General features: G+C 71.1%; 13 protein-coding genes. 7 read left to right on the top strand and 6 right to left on the bottom strand.

The annotated features are described in order from the left end of the window. Position 1 precedes the first annotated feature (1 nt). Positions 2 to 796: a Crp/Fnr family transcriptional regulator gene (locus tag GTY67_RS17750; RefSeq protein ID WP_161279306.1), complete on the bottom strand. Its 795-nt coding sequence runs from the start codon at positions 794 to 796 to the stop codon at positions 2 to 4. 622 nt (positions 797 to 1,418) lie between these two features. Beyond that, positions 1,419 to 2,036, bottom strand: coding sequence for a tetratricopeptide repeat protein (locus tag GTY67_RS35540; protein ID WP_343238699.1), 618 nt, complete (start codon positions 2,034 to 2,036; stop codon positions 1,419 to 1,421). Between the two features lie 40 nt (positions 2,037 to 2,076). Here GTY67_RS35540 and GTY67_RS35535 point away from each other — a divergent pair, with 40 nt between their 5' ends. Then, positions 2,077 to 2,217, top strand: coding sequence for a hypothetical protein (locus GTY67_RS35535; protein WP_343238698.1), 141 nt, complete (start codon positions 2,077 to 2,079; stop codon positions 2,215 to 2,217). Positions 2,218 to 3,281: 1,064 nt separating this feature from the next. On the opposite strand, the gene GTY67_RS17740 is transcribed toward GTY67_RS35535, so the two are convergent. Together GTY67_RS17740 and GTY67_RS17735 are read right to left on the bottom strand one after the other, a co-directional pair. Further along, complete coding sequence (locus GTY67_RS17740; RefSeq protein ID WP_161279305.1) at positions 3,282 to 3,692, bottom strand: hypothetical protein; 411 nt, start codon at positions 3,690 to 3,692, stop codon at positions 3,282 to 3,284. Between the two features lie 290 nt (positions 3,693 to 3,982). Then, a complete protein-coding gene (locus GTY67_RS17735; protein WP_202461477.1) occupies positions 3,983 to 5,530 on the bottom strand; it encodes a cryptochrome/photolyase family protein in 1,548 nt (515 codons plus the stop codon). Positions 5,531 to 5,744: 214 nt separating this feature from the next. Between GTY67_RS17735 and GTY67_RS17730 the strand changes: the two genes are divergently transcribed. After that, on the top strand, positions 5,745 to 6,854 hold the full coding sequence (locus tag GTY67_RS17730) for a spore photoproduct lyase family protein (protein ID WP_202462124.1): 1,110 nt from the start codon (positions 5,745 to 5,747) through the stop codon (positions 6,852 to 6,854). Between the two features lie 180 nt (positions 6,855 to 7,034). Here GTY67_RS17730 and GTY67_RS17725 read toward each other — a convergent pair whose 3' ends face one another. Together GTY67_RS17725 and GTY67_RS17720 are read right to left on the bottom strand one after the other, a co-directional pair. Continuing rightward, positions 7,035 to 7,247: a DUF4287 domain-containing protein gene (locus tag GTY67_RS17725; RefSeq protein WP_161279303.1), complete on the bottom strand. Its 213-nt coding sequence runs from the start codon at positions 7,245 to 7,247 to the stop codon at positions 7,035 to 7,037. A 139-nt stretch (positions 7,248 to 7,386) separates the two neighbouring features. Next, positions 7,387 to 7,830, bottom strand: coding sequence for a GNAT family N-acetyltransferase (locus GTY67_RS17720; RefSeq protein ID WP_161279302.1), 444 nt, complete (start codon positions 7,828 to 7,830; stop codon positions 7,387 to 7,389). A gap of 235 nt (positions 7,831 to 8,065) precedes the next feature. On the opposite strand from GTY67_RS17720, the gene GTY67_RS17715 reads away from it, so the two are divergent. From GTY67_RS17715 to pcaB, 5 genes are all read left to right on the top strand, one after another. After that, entirely contained in the window at positions 8,066 to 9,040 is a 975-nt protein-coding gene (locus GTY67_RS17715; RefSeq protein WP_161279301.1) for an NADPH:quinone reductase, read from the top strand. A gap of 76 nt (positions 9,041 to 9,116) precedes the next feature. Continuing rightward, on the top strand, positions 9,117 to 9,659 hold the full coding sequence (locus GTY67_RS17710) for an SRPBCC family protein (RefSeq protein ID WP_161279300.1): 543 nt from the start codon (positions 9,117 to 9,119) through the stop codon (positions 9,657 to 9,659). A 68-nt stretch (positions 9,660 to 9,727) separates the two neighbouring features. Beyond that, positions 9,728 to 11,383, top strand: a complete 1,656-nt coding sequence (locus GTY67_RS17705; protein ID WP_237502647.1) for an AMP-binding protein — start codon at positions 9,728 to 9,730, stop codon at positions 11,381 to 11,383. Continuing rightward, the gene (locus GTY67_RS17700) at positions 11,380 to 13,368 is read left to right on the top strand and encodes an FAD/NAD(P)-binding protein (RefSeq protein WP_093689948.1); all 1,989 of its coding nucleotides are present in this window, start codon (positions 11,380 to 11,382) and stop codon (positions 13,366 to 13,368) included. The genes GTY67_RS17705 and GTY67_RS17700 overlap by 4 nt, the downstream gene beginning before the upstream one ends. A gap of 368 nt (positions 13,369 to 13,736) precedes the next feature. Further along, the gene (gene pcaB / locus GTY67_RS17695) at positions 13,737 to 15,137 is read left to right on the top strand and encodes a 3-carboxy-cis,cis-muconate cycloisomerase (RefSeq protein WP_161280144.1); all 1,401 of its coding nucleotides are present in this window, start codon (positions 13,737 to 13,739) and stop codon (positions 15,135 to 15,137) included. Positions 15,138 to 15,150: the final 13 nt, after the last annotated feature.

Below are 15,150 nucleotides of genomic sequence, written 5' to 3'. Positions count from 1 at the left end.
ATCACTCCTCTGTGAAGCCCACCCGACCCCTCGGAGATCGGGCCGGGGCACTCGTGCGTGCGATGGCTCGCGCTTCGAGCTTCCCGGTGAGCGCGGAAACGTTCCGCGCCCCAGGACCGGACGAGGAGTGACGTGGAACACGCCGCGCTCCTGGGTCGGCGAACATCTCGCGCAGCCCCTCCACGCAGGTCACTTCGATCCGGCGCTTCCCGGCCTCCACCCGGTCCGGCCCGAGCCGTTCCAATGCCTTAGTGACGGCCTTGCGGCCCACCCCGATGTGCTGTGCCAGGTCTTCCCTCGTGAGGTCGAAGGACCGCTGTCCACCGGACATCTCGACCAGACGGAGCAAGGCCATGGCGAGCCGCTCGTGCACAGCACCGTCATGGATCTCGGTCTGCTCTAGCAGACGGCGGGAGGCCATGACGGCGAGCGGATAGGCGAGCTTGTGATGGTCCACGAAGCGTCGGAAATCCTCTCCAGGTATGAGGGCAGCTTTGCATCTGCTCATGGCCCACACGCTGGCCATCCGCGTGCCCGAACCCTGGATCGCCATCTCCCCCAGGATCTCGCCAGGACCGCGGAAGGCGAGCAGGCGCTGCTGCCCGTCACGGTCACTGCGGACGATTTTCACCATCCCACTGACCAGTGCCAGTACCTGAGTTCCCTTATCGCCCTGGCGTAGTAACGCTCGACCGGCCAGGTAGGTCTGGGGCGGATACCTCGTCAGCTTCACCCACTCCTCATGCGGCACCAGAGCACGAAGAGGCGACACCGAAAAGGGAATACCTTCTCTCATGCGATCACAGTAGGGGCGGGTCCCTCAGGGTGTGTGCCGAATTTCGCCTTCCGCGCAGCGCCGCAGGAAAAAGGCCAGAAATCTTCCATTTGGCGAAACTTCCGCTGGAACCGACCGAGCTCACACCACAGCACGCTCCCCGTCCTGGCAGCAGCCTCTCGACGCGCTGCCCCCTGCTCGCACGCGGGCATTACACAGCTCGACAGCCTCCGTCGGGCTGCGATACCCGAGCCCGGATGGTGCTGGGAAGGCGGTGGTGTGACGGACCCTGGAGCCGTACGGCTGGAGCTCCTCGAAGGCATCCCAAGCAGGCCTGACAGGCGATCCGCTTTCGCAACAGGCCATGATCGTCAATCAGTGGATCGGCCAGCCGCCTTGTCCCTCAGTTCCTCCAAAAGTTCATAGCTCTTGACCGTGTAGGGGTGCTGAGCGCCGAAGCTTTGTTCGTGCCTGTGGGCCACGACCGCCATCAGTTCGACCGCCGAGGCCAGATCGCCGAGGCCGGCCTGGGCTCGCGCATACAGCAGCTGCGTCGAGACTGTGAGCGCGTAGTCGGGGCCGTGGCAGCGTTCGTAGTCCTCGGCAACCCGACGTGCGTCATCAACGGCCGCTTCGAAGCGGCTCAGCCGGACCAGGGCGAGGGCATAGCTGAGCCGTGACCCCAGAGTGACAGCGTGGTCAGGTCCCAAGTGCCGGGCGCGCTCTTCTGGTAGTGGCATCGCCGCGCCATCGACCTCATCAGCAAGATCGGCGACGGTAGGGACTCGGGCAGGTGAGCTCGGGACTGCAGCGTGAGCGGGTGTTCTTTCCCGAGTACGCGTTCTCGCCCGTCCGTAGTGTGCTGGAACAGCATGAGGCCCTCCGCTACGCGTCCGAGCTGCTGCAACGGATGGTTGATCCCGAAATAGCTGTCCAGAGTGTCGGGGTGGTCGGGTCCGAGGAGTCGTTCTCGATCCGTGAGCACTCGCCGGAGAACGGGCTCGGACTCCTCGAACCGGCCGAGGCGGAAGAGCGCCCGGCCGGCCCGTGAGTGCGCGGACAGCACGAGCCTGTGTTCCGGACCGAGTTTGGGTCCACTGGTGGCCGCCGCGGCGGACGGCAGCTTCCGGGCCGACAGGTAGTCGCCGGTGCGGTAGAGCGCGCAGACGATCCGCACCGCGACGTCGAGAGCCGCAGCCACCACGGACGCGTCGGTTGCATGCTGCAGCAGCGCGAGAACATGTGGCGCGAGCAGGCTCATCCGTAGGTCCTGCGGCCCCCGCTCGGGGATGGTCGGCACCATGGCGTCGAGCAACCGCGCTGGTGAGCTGTGCGACCTGGTCGCGCGGGATGCCGGCCATCACACTGGCAAGCAGCACGGCGTGGGTCTGCACGCATCGTACGCCGGTATCGACCACCGCCGTCAGGGACTGGTCGAGTAGTCCGCGCAGTGCCACTTCGGCCCGCGCGCGAGGGACGAGGCCATTGATCTCCGGGCTGTTCAGGAGTGTGAGCGGCAGCGGGTCGGAACCGTAGCAGGCCAGCAGCCGAAGCAGCGCCGTCGACTCCTCCACCCCTTGCGCCGCCAGCGCGTTGAGGGACAACTGCCAGGTCCGAGGGATGAGGTGCCTGGCGTCCTCCCGGGCCAGTGCGCTCGTCCCTTGATCAATGAGATCCACGTGCCCCTGGCCCTCGAGGTGGCGACCGTATTTCGCCATCGTCCACGGATCGATGACCTGGTGGGACAGGAATTCTCCCGCGAGAGTGAGCGCCAGGGGGAGCCGCCCCAGCCGTTCCGCAACCTCCACGGCGTCTTCCATCGTCCCTGTATCCGGAGCCAGGTCGCACAGCACCTGCGCCACCGCCGCGCGTGGCAGTGCGCCGGCGTAGTGCAGCTCGGCGTGTGGCCACCACTGCACCGCGGCCCGGCGGGTGGTGACCAGGACCGTGCTGCGCGCGCTGGCACGCAGCCAGCCGCCGTCCTGCAGAATCTCTGGGTCGTCGGCGTTGTCAAGTACCAGCAGCCAGGGGCGCTCGGACTCGCCGAGTCGCTCCCACACCAGGTCCGCAGGCGCCCGAAGACCGTTCCGGGCCGCGCTCAGCTCGCCGTCCGTCGCCCCCCCTGTCGGCAGCCATGGCAAGCATGCCGCTGCGCAGACTCGTACGGTCGGCCGCATTGACCCAGAGGCCTACCCGGTCGCCCTCGGTCGTGGCGTACTGGAAAGGGTGCGAGCGACCGCGGTCTTACCGCATCCGCCCATGCCGTGAAGCACATAGACCTGGTTGCTGGCCCCCGGTGCCATGGCCGTCCTAAGACGTTCCATCAGCTCGGTACGGTCGCGGAACACCATCGGCGCCCTACCGCCCGTCGGCTGGCGTACCGACTCGACACCCGCCCAGCCGACCGGGGCCGCCGCACCGCGATGGTGGTGCTCGGTGATGTGCTGATCTCCGGAAGCCTGATAGACCCGACCGCTGCTGTCGGCGTGGCCGTCCATCGCACCGCTCATCGCTCGTGGATGTGCCGGTCGCGGCCTGCCTGGTAGATCCTGGCGTGATCGGAGGCGGTGGCGTGTTGTATCGCGCCTGGGGCGGTCGCTGTAGGCGGGCCGAACTCGGCCAGGAGCCTCCGCAGGTGCTCGGCCACCTCAGGGCGGGCCATGAGGAAGCGTCGGATCCGGCCCTGCCACTCCGCTTGAAGTTCGCCCTCGACCTCCTGGTCACCGGTGGCCAAAGCGGCGAGGAGATCTTCACGCGTGGCTTCGAGTTCGGCCGTGACGGCTTCGGCACGCTCTGCGTGCTCACGGCGCCAGAGGAAAACGATCCCCTCGCGAATGCGCTGCCAGGCATCAGTGGCCATCAAGGCGACGACAGTGGTCCCCGCGCTGGTCGCCAATGCGGCAATCTCCGGCTCCACAGCTCACCTGACCAGTGCTCGACGTCAACTCCCTCCCCTATGACGTGCAGGTCCTTGCGCAAGGGCAGTTTGATGCACGAGGCCGGTTCTCGTCCTCCGGGCGATTGAACGGCGGGCGAGGCCGTGCGCCCGCACCGAAGGCTGTGGCCGCCTCCCTGACCGCTCCTGGGGCGGTGGCCGCATGACCGCGCCCCAGAACCATGCGCACCGCTCTGCCTGCGGGCCACCATCGGTACCGATGCCTCCTGGGTGCCGGCGCACCCGGACTTGTCGCATCGACTAGGCGTTGATCACGGCGCCGCATCACCCCGCTGCGCCGCCGTGTCCAGGAGTTCCTGCAGGTCCTTCAGCCGGTCCAGGCCCTTCACCGCGCGGGCCGTGCGGTGGTTGGCGGCGAGGCGGGTGCGGTGGCGGTGGAGGAAGGACCAGTAGCCGGTGGTGTAGGGGCAGGCCTCGTCGCCGGTGCGGTGGGTGGGGCGGTAGGCGCAGGGGGCGCAGAGGTCGCTCATGCGGTTGATGTAGGCGCCGCCCGAGGTGTACGGCTTCGTCGTCATCATGCCGCCGTCGGCGTACTGGGACATGCCGACCACGTTCGGGAGCATCACCCAGTCGTAGCCGTCCACGAAGCAGCGGTGGAACCAGTCGGTGACGGCCGCCGGGTCCCAGCCGTCCTGGAGGGCGCGGCTGCCCAGCACCATCAGGCGGGGGATGTGGTGGGTCCAGCCGGTGTCCCGGACCTGGGCCAGCACCGTGGACAGGCAGTTGGCGGTGACCGCGTCGGCGTCCAGGTCGAGGAACCAGTCCGGCAGCGGGGCCGTGTGGCGCAGGGCGTTGCGGTGGCGGTACTCCTCGCCGAAGTGCCAGTACAGGTGCCACACGTACTCGCGCCAGCCCGCGATCTGCCGGACGAACCCCTCGACGCTGTTGAGCGGCGCGTCGCCCGAGCGGTACGCCTCCTCGGCCAGCTCCACGCACTCCGCCGGGTCCAGAAGACCGAGGTTCAGCGGTACGGAGAGAAGGCTGTGGCTCATCACCGGGTCGGCCGCCAGCATCGCGTCCTCGTGGCTGCCGAACCCTGCCAGGCGGTGGGCCACGAAGTGCCGCAGCGCGGAACGTGCCTCGCGCCGGGTGGCGGGGAAGCGCCTCGGGCCGTCCCGGCCGACGAAGGAGACCTCGCCGTCGCGCTCCCAGCGGTCGAGGTCCCGGCGCACCTCGTCGTCGATCTCGTCCTCGCTCGGCCGCCACGGGCCCCGGACGTCCAGGGTGTCCTGGCCTCGGGGCGGAGGTTCGCGGTTGTCGTGGTCCAGGTTCCACCGGCCGCCGGCCGGGTCGTCGCCGTCCATCAGCAGCTCGTGCCGCTCCCGCACCCAGCGGTAGAAGCCCTCCAGGCGGAGGGAGCCCCCCGTGCCCTTGTCCGCTCCCTTGCTCGCTCCCTTGTTCCTGGCCGCCCATTCAGCGAAGTCCTCCTGGCTCACCAGGAAGCCCTTCGGCGGCAGGATCTCCACTCCCTCCTGCGCGCTCACGAAGTCCAGTGCCCTGCGTGACGTCGGGTGGCGGACCGTCAAGGGGGCCGGTTCACGACGCCCCCGTACCTGCTCCAAGCCCTCCGCGTACGTCTCCGTCCGGACATACGTGACCCGGTCGCCCAGTTCGGCGGCGCGGTGCCGCATCGCCGAGAGGATCAGGTGCGCCTTGGCCCGGTGGAAGCGGCGGCGGCGCAGCACCGAACGCGCCTCGATCATGATCACCGGCGCCCGGTCGTCCGGGCCGCCGTGGCGCGGGTCCAGGAAGTGCGGGCCCAACTGGTCCCCGAACAGCCAGTGGGGGCGTGGTGCCATGGAGATCCTCCGCCTCGCATCCCGAGCCCGATGGTCGGTGGTCGGTGGTCTGGTCGGTTCGGATGATGCTGGCAGCCTTCTGTCCTTCTTGTACGGCGACACTCCGTGACCGGCCTGCCGCGCCCCTCCCCTCCGCCGCCCCCGTAGGGTCGACGCCGTGAACCAGACCCCCGAAGAGCCCGAGCAGCAAGCGCTCTTCGGCTGGGAGGACACCCTGCCCGCCGACCCGCCGTACCGTGGCGGCGGGTTCCGGGACAGCCCCCGGGCCCGGCGGATGCTGGACGTACGGGAGGTCTACGCCGAGCCCGCCGCGCTCGCCTCACCGCGTGGGCAACAGATCCTGGCCCGGCTGCCCGGCGTTCCCGTCACCGAGGTGGCCGGGCACTGGCGCATCCCCTCTCTCCACGGCAACGAGGGCAACATCGCCCGCTGGACCCGGATCAAGACCGAGATCCTGGTCCTGGGCGTCCGGCAGTCCCTCACCACCCGGCCCAACGGCAGGTCGGCCGACTGGATCGCCCCCGGCGCCTCCAACGGCTGCGCCATGGCGTGCGCGTACTGCTACGTCCCGCGCCGCAAGGGGTACGCCAACCCGATCACGCTCTTCACCAACATCGAGGCCATCACCGCCCACGTACGGCGTCATGTACGGGCCCAGGGGCCCAAGTCCCAGCCCAATCAGTGCGATCCGTACGCCTGGGTGTACGACATCGGCGAGAACGGCGACTGCTCCGTCGACGCCCTGATCTGCGACAACACGGCCGACCTCATCGCCGCATTTCGCGAACTGCCCTCCGCCAAAGCCTCGTTCGCCACCAAGTTCGTCAATCCCGATCTGCTCGCGCTGGATCCGCGCGGCCGCACCCGGGTGCGGTTCTCCGTGATGCCCTCGGACGACTCCCGCCTGCTGGACCTCCGTACCAGCCCGGTCGCCGAGCGCATCGCGGCCGCCGCCGACTTCCTGGACGCGGGGTACGAGGTCCACTTCAACCTCTCGCCCGTGGTGCTCCGGCCCGGCTGGCAGCGGGACTGGGCCGAGCTCCTCGACCAGCTGGACGACGTGCTGCCCGGGCGGGTCAAGGCGCAGGCGGCCGCCGAGATCATCATCCTCACCCACAACCAGCAGCTCCACGAGGTCAACCTCGGCTGGCACCCCCGGGCCGAGGAGGTCCTGTGGCAGCCGGGAGCGCAGGAGACGAAGCGGTCGGAGAACGGCGCCCTCAACGTCCGCTACGCCCTTGAGGTCAAGCGCGACGCCCTCGCCCGGCTGCGGGAGCTGATCGCGGAGCACGCGCCGTGGCTGCGGATTCGATACGCCTTCTGAGCCTCAGGTGCTCCCGCTCTCCAACGTTCTGCTCTACGTCAACGTTCTGCTGTACGTCGGCGAGAACCGGGCGCTGGTCCGGGGCCCTCGCCTCCCTCCACGGCCTGGCCCCAGACCTTCATGATGCGGGCCCGGTCCCGGCGCCCGCAGACCCTGTGCGGCGAAGTGACACAGCTGCGGTCAGCGGGCCTTGTCCTCCGCCAGGGTGTGGGCCACCAGGGCGTTGGCGTGGCCGTGGCCCAGGCCGTGCTCCGTCTTGAGCCAGGTGACCAGCTCCATGTGCTCGGTCAGCGGGGAGGCGCGGATGAGGTCCTTCCACTCGGAGACCGGGCGGCCGTACTTCTTCTCGATCGAGGGGAAGTAGCTGGCAGGGCCCTTCACGGCGTCGGTCATGGAGTGTGTCCCGTCTGTCTCGTAGGGGCTGTTGCGCGTGCTGTTGCGCGTGCTGTGGTGCGTGCTGTGGTGCGTTTCTTGCTGTCCGTATGACTGGGGGTGGGCGAGAAAGTCATCGGTTCAGCTCGTGTGGTCCGCGTCACAAGTCCCTGCCGAAGTGCAGCGCCCCGATCGTCATGCGTTGCGCGTGGTAGAACCGGTGCGCCTGGACGTTGGTGGTGCCGGAGTCCAGCTCCACCCGCAGGCAGCCCGCCGTCCGGGCGCGACGTTCCAACTCCGCCAGCAGGTACGCGCCGACGCCCCGGCCCCGTGACTCGGGTGCCGTCACCAGGTCGTCGACGAAGAGCACCCGGCCCCGGCTGGTCGCCAGCAGGCGGTGCGTGGCCGCCCCCAGGGCGCGGGCGGTGGCGGTGTCGTACGCGATCGTGAAGCGGAGCCCCTGGCCGTACGCCTCCCGCGCGAAGGCGGTGAAGGCCTCGGCGGTCAACTCCGGTCGCAGGGTGCGGATCAGGGGTGCGGCGTCGGCGGTCATGCGGGGGTCGTCGGGGGTGAGGTCGGTGAGTGTCAGGTCCACGGCGCTCATGCTAGGAGCGGCCTGGGTGGGCTGGGCGAGATGGGCGAACCGTGCAGGCCTGGCCAGCCTGGCGACCCGGGCGGGCCGGGCCAGCCGGGGCCGGGCCAGCCTGGCGACCCGGGCGGGCCGGGCCAGCCGGGGCCGGGCCAGCCGGGGCCGGGCCAGCCGGGCCGCCCGCGCGACCTGACAGAGAATCCCTCCAGGTGGCGACGGCACGCCGGTGCCGCTGCCAGAATCCGGCACCATGCTCGCCGCTTACATCGAACAGCTCGGTACCCCCGACACCATCCGGTACGGCGAACTCCCCCCGCCTGTGGCGCAGGCGGGCGAGGTTCTGGTCGACGTGAGTGTCGCCTCCGTCAACCACGTCGACACGTTCGTCCGGTCCGGGGCCTGGCGTACGCCCCTGACCTTCCCCTTCGTCATCGGCCGCGACCTGGCCGGGACCGTCGCCGTCTCCGCGCCCGGGACCGGTTTCGAGGCCGGCGACCGGGTCTGGTGCAACAGCATGGGGCACGCCGGGCGGCAGGGCGCCGCGGCCGAGCGGGTGGCCGTCCCGGCCGACCGGCTCTACCGGCTGCCCGACGGGGTGAACCCGGAGGACGCCGTCGCCCTGGCCCACCCCGCCGCCACCGCCTACCTCGCCCTCCATCCGCACGGCCGGGTCCGGGCCGGGGAGACCGTCGTCGTCCTGGGCGGCGGCGGCAACGTGGGCAGCGCCCTCATCGTGCTGGCCGTCCACGCGGGTGCCCGGGTCGTCGCCACCGCGTCGGCGCGGGACATCGAACGCTGCCGGGGGCTCGGGGCCGCCGAGGTGATCGACTACCGCGATCCGGACGTGGCGGGGCGGCTGAGAGCCGCCTGTCCGGGGGGAGTTGACGTGTACGTCGACACCTCGGCCGCCAACGACCTGGAGACCGCCGTGGGGCTGCTCGCCCGGCGCGGTCGGATCGTCGTCCTGGCCGGGATGGCCACCCGGCCGGTGCTGCCCGCCGGTCCGCTGTACCTCAAGGACTGCTCCGTCGTCGGCTTCGCCATCTCGCAGGCCACCGCCGCCGAACTCGCCGCCGCCGCGGAGACCATCGGCACGTTGCTGGCGGCAGGGAAGCTGCGCCCCCCGGCGACGGTCCCGATGCCGCTGAGCGCCGCCGCCGACGCGCACGGCCGCCTCGAACGCGGCGAGGTGCGCGGAAAAATCCTGCTCAGGGTTCATTCCTGAGCTCCGGCCGGAAGAACTTGACGGACCATACGGGGATTGGTTGACCCGCGTTCCGCGCGCAACCAGAGTTCTCCTCATGAGTAAATCAGTCATCGACAACACGCCGCTTTTCGAACTGCGCGCGGACATCGCCGTATCCGCCACCCCGAAAGAGGTCTACGCGGTCGTCAGCGATTTGCCGCGCAGCGCGGAATGGAGCCCCGAGTGCCAGGGCGGTGAATGGATCGGCGGCGAGCCCTCGGCCGTGGGAACCATCTTCCGCGGGGAGAACCTGCGCAGCGAGGAGGTCGTCGCCTGGGCCCCGCTCGTGCGCGGGACCTGGTACACCGAGGCCCGCATCACCGCCGCCGAGCCGGGCGTGACCTTCCGCTGGATGATGCTCTCGCACGCCCAGGACGACCAGGAATCGGTCTGGGGCTTCGACATCGAGGAGCTTCCCGAGGGCAGCCGGCTGGTCCACCACTTCCGCATGGGGAAAGCGACCGCCGGAATTCACAAGATTGTCTCCGAACTCGACGAGGACGCCCGCAGGCGATTCATCGACGAGTGGACCGCAAAGCTGGAACGGGACCTCGACGACACCCTCAAGCGCATCAAGGACGTCATCGAATCCGCATGACGGGTCCCTTCGGGTTCCCACGGGTTCCTTCCCGCGTACGTGAACGTTCGTGAAACGGAGTGGGCGAGATGTTTCTGCAACGAATAGGGAACAAGGGCATCCGGCTCGGAACGCTCTTCGACCGGGCGGCCGCCCGGCACCCCGGCAACATGGTGATCCTGGACCACGACCTGGACGTCGCGCCCGAGCTGGGCCGGCGCCTGGCGCTGCCCGAGGTGGCCGAGCTGGTCGCCGAGCTGGCGTCACGGCTGTGGGCGGCCGGGGTCCGTACCGGTGAGCGGATCGTCGTCCACAAGACCGACGGCTTCGACATCTCGCTGCTGGCCTGCGCGGCGGCCCGGATCGGCGCCGTACCGGTGCTGCTCTCCCCCAAGCTGGACGGCGCCACCGTCGTGGAGCTGGTGCGCCGGGCACAGGAGCCGTACCTGGTCACCGACGAGGCCAAGCTCACCGACAGCCTCCCGGCGGAGGTCTTCGAGGCGGCGCGCAAGGTGCTCCTGACCTCCGGCACCTTCGAGGGCGCGACCCCGCTGGCCTCGTACGCCGGTGCCGTACGGGTCGATCCGATCACGATGCCGCCGGACCACCCGACCCTGATCACCCACACATCGGGCACCACCGGCACACCCAAACTGGCCGTGCACACCGGGCACACCTTCCAGGCCCGCTACCGCCCCCAGGCCACCGTGGTCTCGGCGGTCCGCAGCCGCGAACCGGTCGCCATCCACGTCTCGTTCGTGCACTCGCGGATGTTCACCGCCATGCCGATCGCGATCCTCCAGGGCCACCCGCTGATCATCCTCAAGGACGACGAGCCGGAGTCGGTGGCCACGCTCTTCTCGCAGGTCCCGCCGGGGCTGATCGAGGCCCACCCCAACACCTTCCTGCGGTGGGAGGTGCTGGCGAAGGACCCGCGCGGCCCGCTGAGCAACGTCAAATACTTCAGCTCCACCTTCGACGCCATCCACCCCCGTACCGTGCACACCCTGCTGGGCGCCTCGCGCCGTCGGCTGCCGCTGTTCGCCCAGGCGTACGGCCAGAGCGAGGTCGGTCCGATCGCGGCCCGCACCTACTCCCGCAAGCGCGGCGCCGAGGCGGACGGCCGGTGCGTCGGCTCGCCGTTCCACGGGATGACCAACGTCCGCGTGGTCAGCCGCGACGGGCGGCCGCCCACCAAGTCCTCGCCCGGCTTCATCGAGGTGCGCAGCGACGGCCGCATCGTCACCTACCTCGGCGAGCACCAGCGGTGGGAGAAGCAGGTCAACGACGGCTGGTGGCGCATGGGCGACGTCGGCTACCGCACCAAGTGGGGCTGTCTGCACCTGCTGGACCGCGAGGTCGACGAGATCCCCGGTGTGGAGTCCACCCTGGAGATCGAGGACAAGCTCTTCGCCCGGGTCGAGGACCTGATCGAGGTCATCATCATCCCCGGCCCCGACGGCCGGCCCGTCCCCGTGGTCTCCACCCGCGACGACAAGCCGCTGGACGAGCGGGTGTGGCGGGACGCGGTCGTCGGTCTGCCCCCGATGGCCGACCCGGTCCGGTGGAAGCTGGAGGATCTGCCGCAGACGGCGACCACCAAGATCAAGCGGCTGGAGCTGGCCCGGCTGCTGGCGAGCGGTTCCGACGGGACCGCCGGCTCCAACGGGGCCTCCGCCTCCAACGGGACGGCCAGCGCCAACGGAGCGGCAGGCTCCAACGGCTCAGCGGGCGGGCTGTCATGAGCGACGCCCCTCTCGAAGTCTGTGTGGTGGGCGCCGGGCCCCGCGGGCTCTCCGTGCTGGAACGGCTCTGCGCCAACGAGCGGGCCACCCCGCGCCACTCCGCCATCACCATCCACGTGGTGGACCCCTCGCCGCCGGGCGCGGGGACGGTCTGGCGGCCCGAGCAGTCCCGCCATCTGCTGATGAACACCGTGGCCTCGCAGATCACCGTCTTCACCGACGACAGCGCCCGGCTGGAGGGCCCGATCGAGTCCGGGCCCAGCCTGTACGAGTGGGCCCGCGCGGTGGTCGCGCGGACCGAGGCGGGCCACGGCGAGGCCGAGGAGGAGATGCTGGCGGAGGCCCGGGCCCTGGGGCCTGACACGTACCCCACCCGGTCCTTCTACGGCCGCTACCTGCGCAGCTGCTTCCAGCAGGTGGTGGACCGGGCGCCGGAGCATGTGACCGTCACCGTCCACCGCTCCCGCGCGGTGGCCATCGCCGATGTGCACGGGGTCACCGACGGCACCCAGGGCGTACGGCTGGAGGACGGCACCCGGCTCAACGAACTCGACGTGATCGTCCTCGCCCAGGGCCACCTGCCCACCCGGCTCACCCCGCGCGAGGCGCGTACGGCCGGACTCGCCCGCATCCACCACCTCACCTATGTGGCCCCGGCCAACCCGGCCGACCTCGACCTCAGCTCCATCCAGCCGGGGCAGCCGGTCCTGCTGCGCGGCCTCGGGCTCAACTTCTTCGACCACATGGCCCTGTTCAGCGCGGGCCGGGGCGGGACGTACGAGCGCGGCGAGGACGGCAAGCTCGTCTACCGGCCCTCGGGGCGCGAGCCGCGGATGTACGCGTTCTCGCGGCGCGGGGTGCCGTACCACTCGCGCGGCGAGAACCAGAAGGGCGCCTACGGGCGGTACTTCCCCCGGCTCCTCACCGTCGAGTACATCGCCAAGCTGCGCGCCCGCTCCGCCGAGGGGCAGCGGATCCGGTTCTCCACCGACCTGTGGCCGCTGATCTCGCGGGAGGTGGAGAGCGTCTACTACGAGACCCTGCTCACCGCCCAGGGACGCGCGGACGACGGCGCACAGCTGGCGGAGCGGTACCTGAAGCGGCCCGCCGACGACGACGGGGTGCGGCTGCTCACGGAGTTCGGTATCCAGCCGGACGAGCACTGGTCCTGGGAACGGCTCTCCCGGCCGTACGAGGACCGGGAGTTCACCAGCCGGGACAGCTTCCGGGCCTGGCTGCTGGAGTATCTGGCCGCCGATGTCGTCGCGGCCCGCAGCGGCAACGTCAGCGGACCGGTCAAGGCCGCGCTGGACGTGCTGCGCGATCTGCGCAACGAGATCCGGCTCGCGGTGGACCACGGCGGTCTGGAGGGCGACTCCTACCGGGACGAGCTGGAGGGCTGGTACACACCGCTCAACGCGTTCCTCTCCATCGGCCCCCCGGCCTCGCGGATCGAGGAGATGATCGCGCTCATCGAGTGCGGTCTGCTGGAGGTGACCGGGCCGGGCACGAAGATCGCGGTGGACACCGCCGTACCGCAGTTCGTCGCGGTCTCCACCGACGTACCCGGGCCGCCGATCCACTCCACGGTGCTGATCGAGGCCCGGCTGCCCGAGCCCGATCTGCGGCGCACCGACGACCCGCTGATGCGCCACCTCCTCGACACCGGGCAGGCGCGTCCGTACTCCATCGCCGGTTCGCGGGGCGGGAGTTACCAGACCGGCGGGCTGGCCGTCACCGAACGCCCGTACCGGCTGCTGGACGGGAACGGGCAGGCGCACCCCCGGCGCTTCGCCTACGGCGTGCCGACGGAGTCGGTGCACTGGGTCACCGCCGCGGGCATCCGCCCCGGGGTCGACTCGGTGACGCTCGGCGACTCGGACGCCATCGCGCGGGCCGCCCTGGCCGTGCCGCCGGTCGCCCACAAGCCGTGGTCCGCACGGCCCCACGCCTCGGAAGAGGGCTTCGTCGGGGTGATCGTGTGACCGCCGAGGCCAACGGCCCCCGCGCCGCCGCCCCTGGTGCCACGGCACCGGGGGCGGCGGCGCGCCCGGCCGCCACCGTTCCCGCCCCCGGACCGGCGTCACCGGTCCGTCCCGGCGCCGATACGGGGGTACAGTCACCCGCTCCGACCGGCACCGATGCCGCAGTGCCTCCTGACAACGGCCCCCGGCCCCCGTCGCCCGTCCGTACCGGCACCGATACGGAGGCACGGTCACCGGCTCCGACCGGCACCGATGCCGCAGTGCCTCCTGGCAACGGCTCCCAACCCCCGTCGCCCGTCCGTACCGGCACCGATACGGGAGTACGGTCACCCGCTCCGACCGGCACCGGTACAGAACCGCCCCCCGGCATCGACTCCGGCCTCCTCTCCCCCGTCCGCGCCGGCACGCCCGGTGAGGCGGCGACCGGTGACGAGGCGTGGCTCCAGGCCATGCTGGACGCCGAGGCGGCGCTGACCCGGGCCCAGGCCGGGATCGGCACCGTACCGAAGGAGGCCGCCGAGACCGTCACCCGTACAGTGCGGGCGCGGGCCCTGGATCTGCGGGCCGTCGCGCTCGCCTCCCGGGAGACGGCCAACCCGGTGGTCTCCCTGGTCGCGGCGCTGACCCGGGCCGTCGCGGAGGTGTCGCCGGAGGCCGCCGAGTACGTCCACCGGGGCTCCACCAGCCAGGACATCCTGGACACCGGGGCCATGCTGGTCGCCGCCCGGACCCTGGGGCTGATCGCGGCGGACCTGGAAGCGGCCGCCGAGTCGCTGGCCGGGCTGGCGCGGGAGCACCGGGACACCGTCATGCCCGGCCGCACCCTCGCCCTCCAGGCCGTACCGACCACCTTCGGGCTCAAGGCGGCCGGGTGGCGGCGGCTGCTGCTGGACGCCCACCGGCGGATCACCGCGGTCCTCGACGGCGGGCTGCCCGTCTCGCTCGGCGGGGCGGCCGGGACGCTCGCCGGGTACCTGGAGTACGCCCGGGTCGACGGCGACGAACGGGCCGAGGACGTCGACGGCTACCTCGGGCTGCTGCTGGACGGGTTCGCCGCCGAGACCGGGCTCGCCAGGCCCCCGCTGCCCTGGCACACCCTGCGGGCGCCCGTCGCGGACCTGGGCGCCGCCCTCGCCTTCACCACCGGCGCGCTCGGCAAGATCGCGATCGACGTGCAGTCGATGGCCCGGACCGAGGTCGCCGAGGTCGCGGAGCCCTCCGTCGCGGGGCGCGGCGCCTCCTCCGCGATGCCGCACAAACGCAACCCGGTCCTCGCCACGCTGATCCGCAGCGCCGCCCTCCAAGTGCCGCTGCTGGCAGCCGGTTTGACCCAGTGCCTGGTGTCGGAGGACGAACGGTCGGCGGGCGTCTGGCACGCCGAGTGGTCTCCGTTACGGGAGTGCCTGCGGCTGACCGCCGGGGCCGCGCACACGGCGGTGGAGCTCTGCGCGGGCCTTGAGGTGCACCCGGACCGGATGCGCGACAACCTGGCGCTCACCGGCGACCAGGTGGTGACCGAGCGGATCGCGGCGCATCTGGCCCCGCATCTCGGCCGTACGGCGGCGAAGCGGCTGCTCGGCGAGATCGCCGACGAGGTACGGACGAGCGGCCGGCCGCTGGCGCAGGTACTGGCGGACCGCCCCGAGGCCGCGGGGCTCCCGGCCGGTGCGGAGCTGGACCGGCTCTGCGACCCGGCGCACTACACGGGAGCGGCGGGCGCCCTGGTCGACCGGGAGGTGGGGCGAGAGGGCCGGCCCCCTCGGCGCTGATCACACACGTGCG

It is taken from the genome of Streptomyces sp. SID8374 (assembly GCF_009865135.1).
Lineage (GTDB): Bacteria > Actinomycetota > Actinomycetes > Streptomycetales > Streptomycetaceae > Streptomyces.
This window is presented reverse-complemented; position numbering and strand designations above follow the sequence as displayed.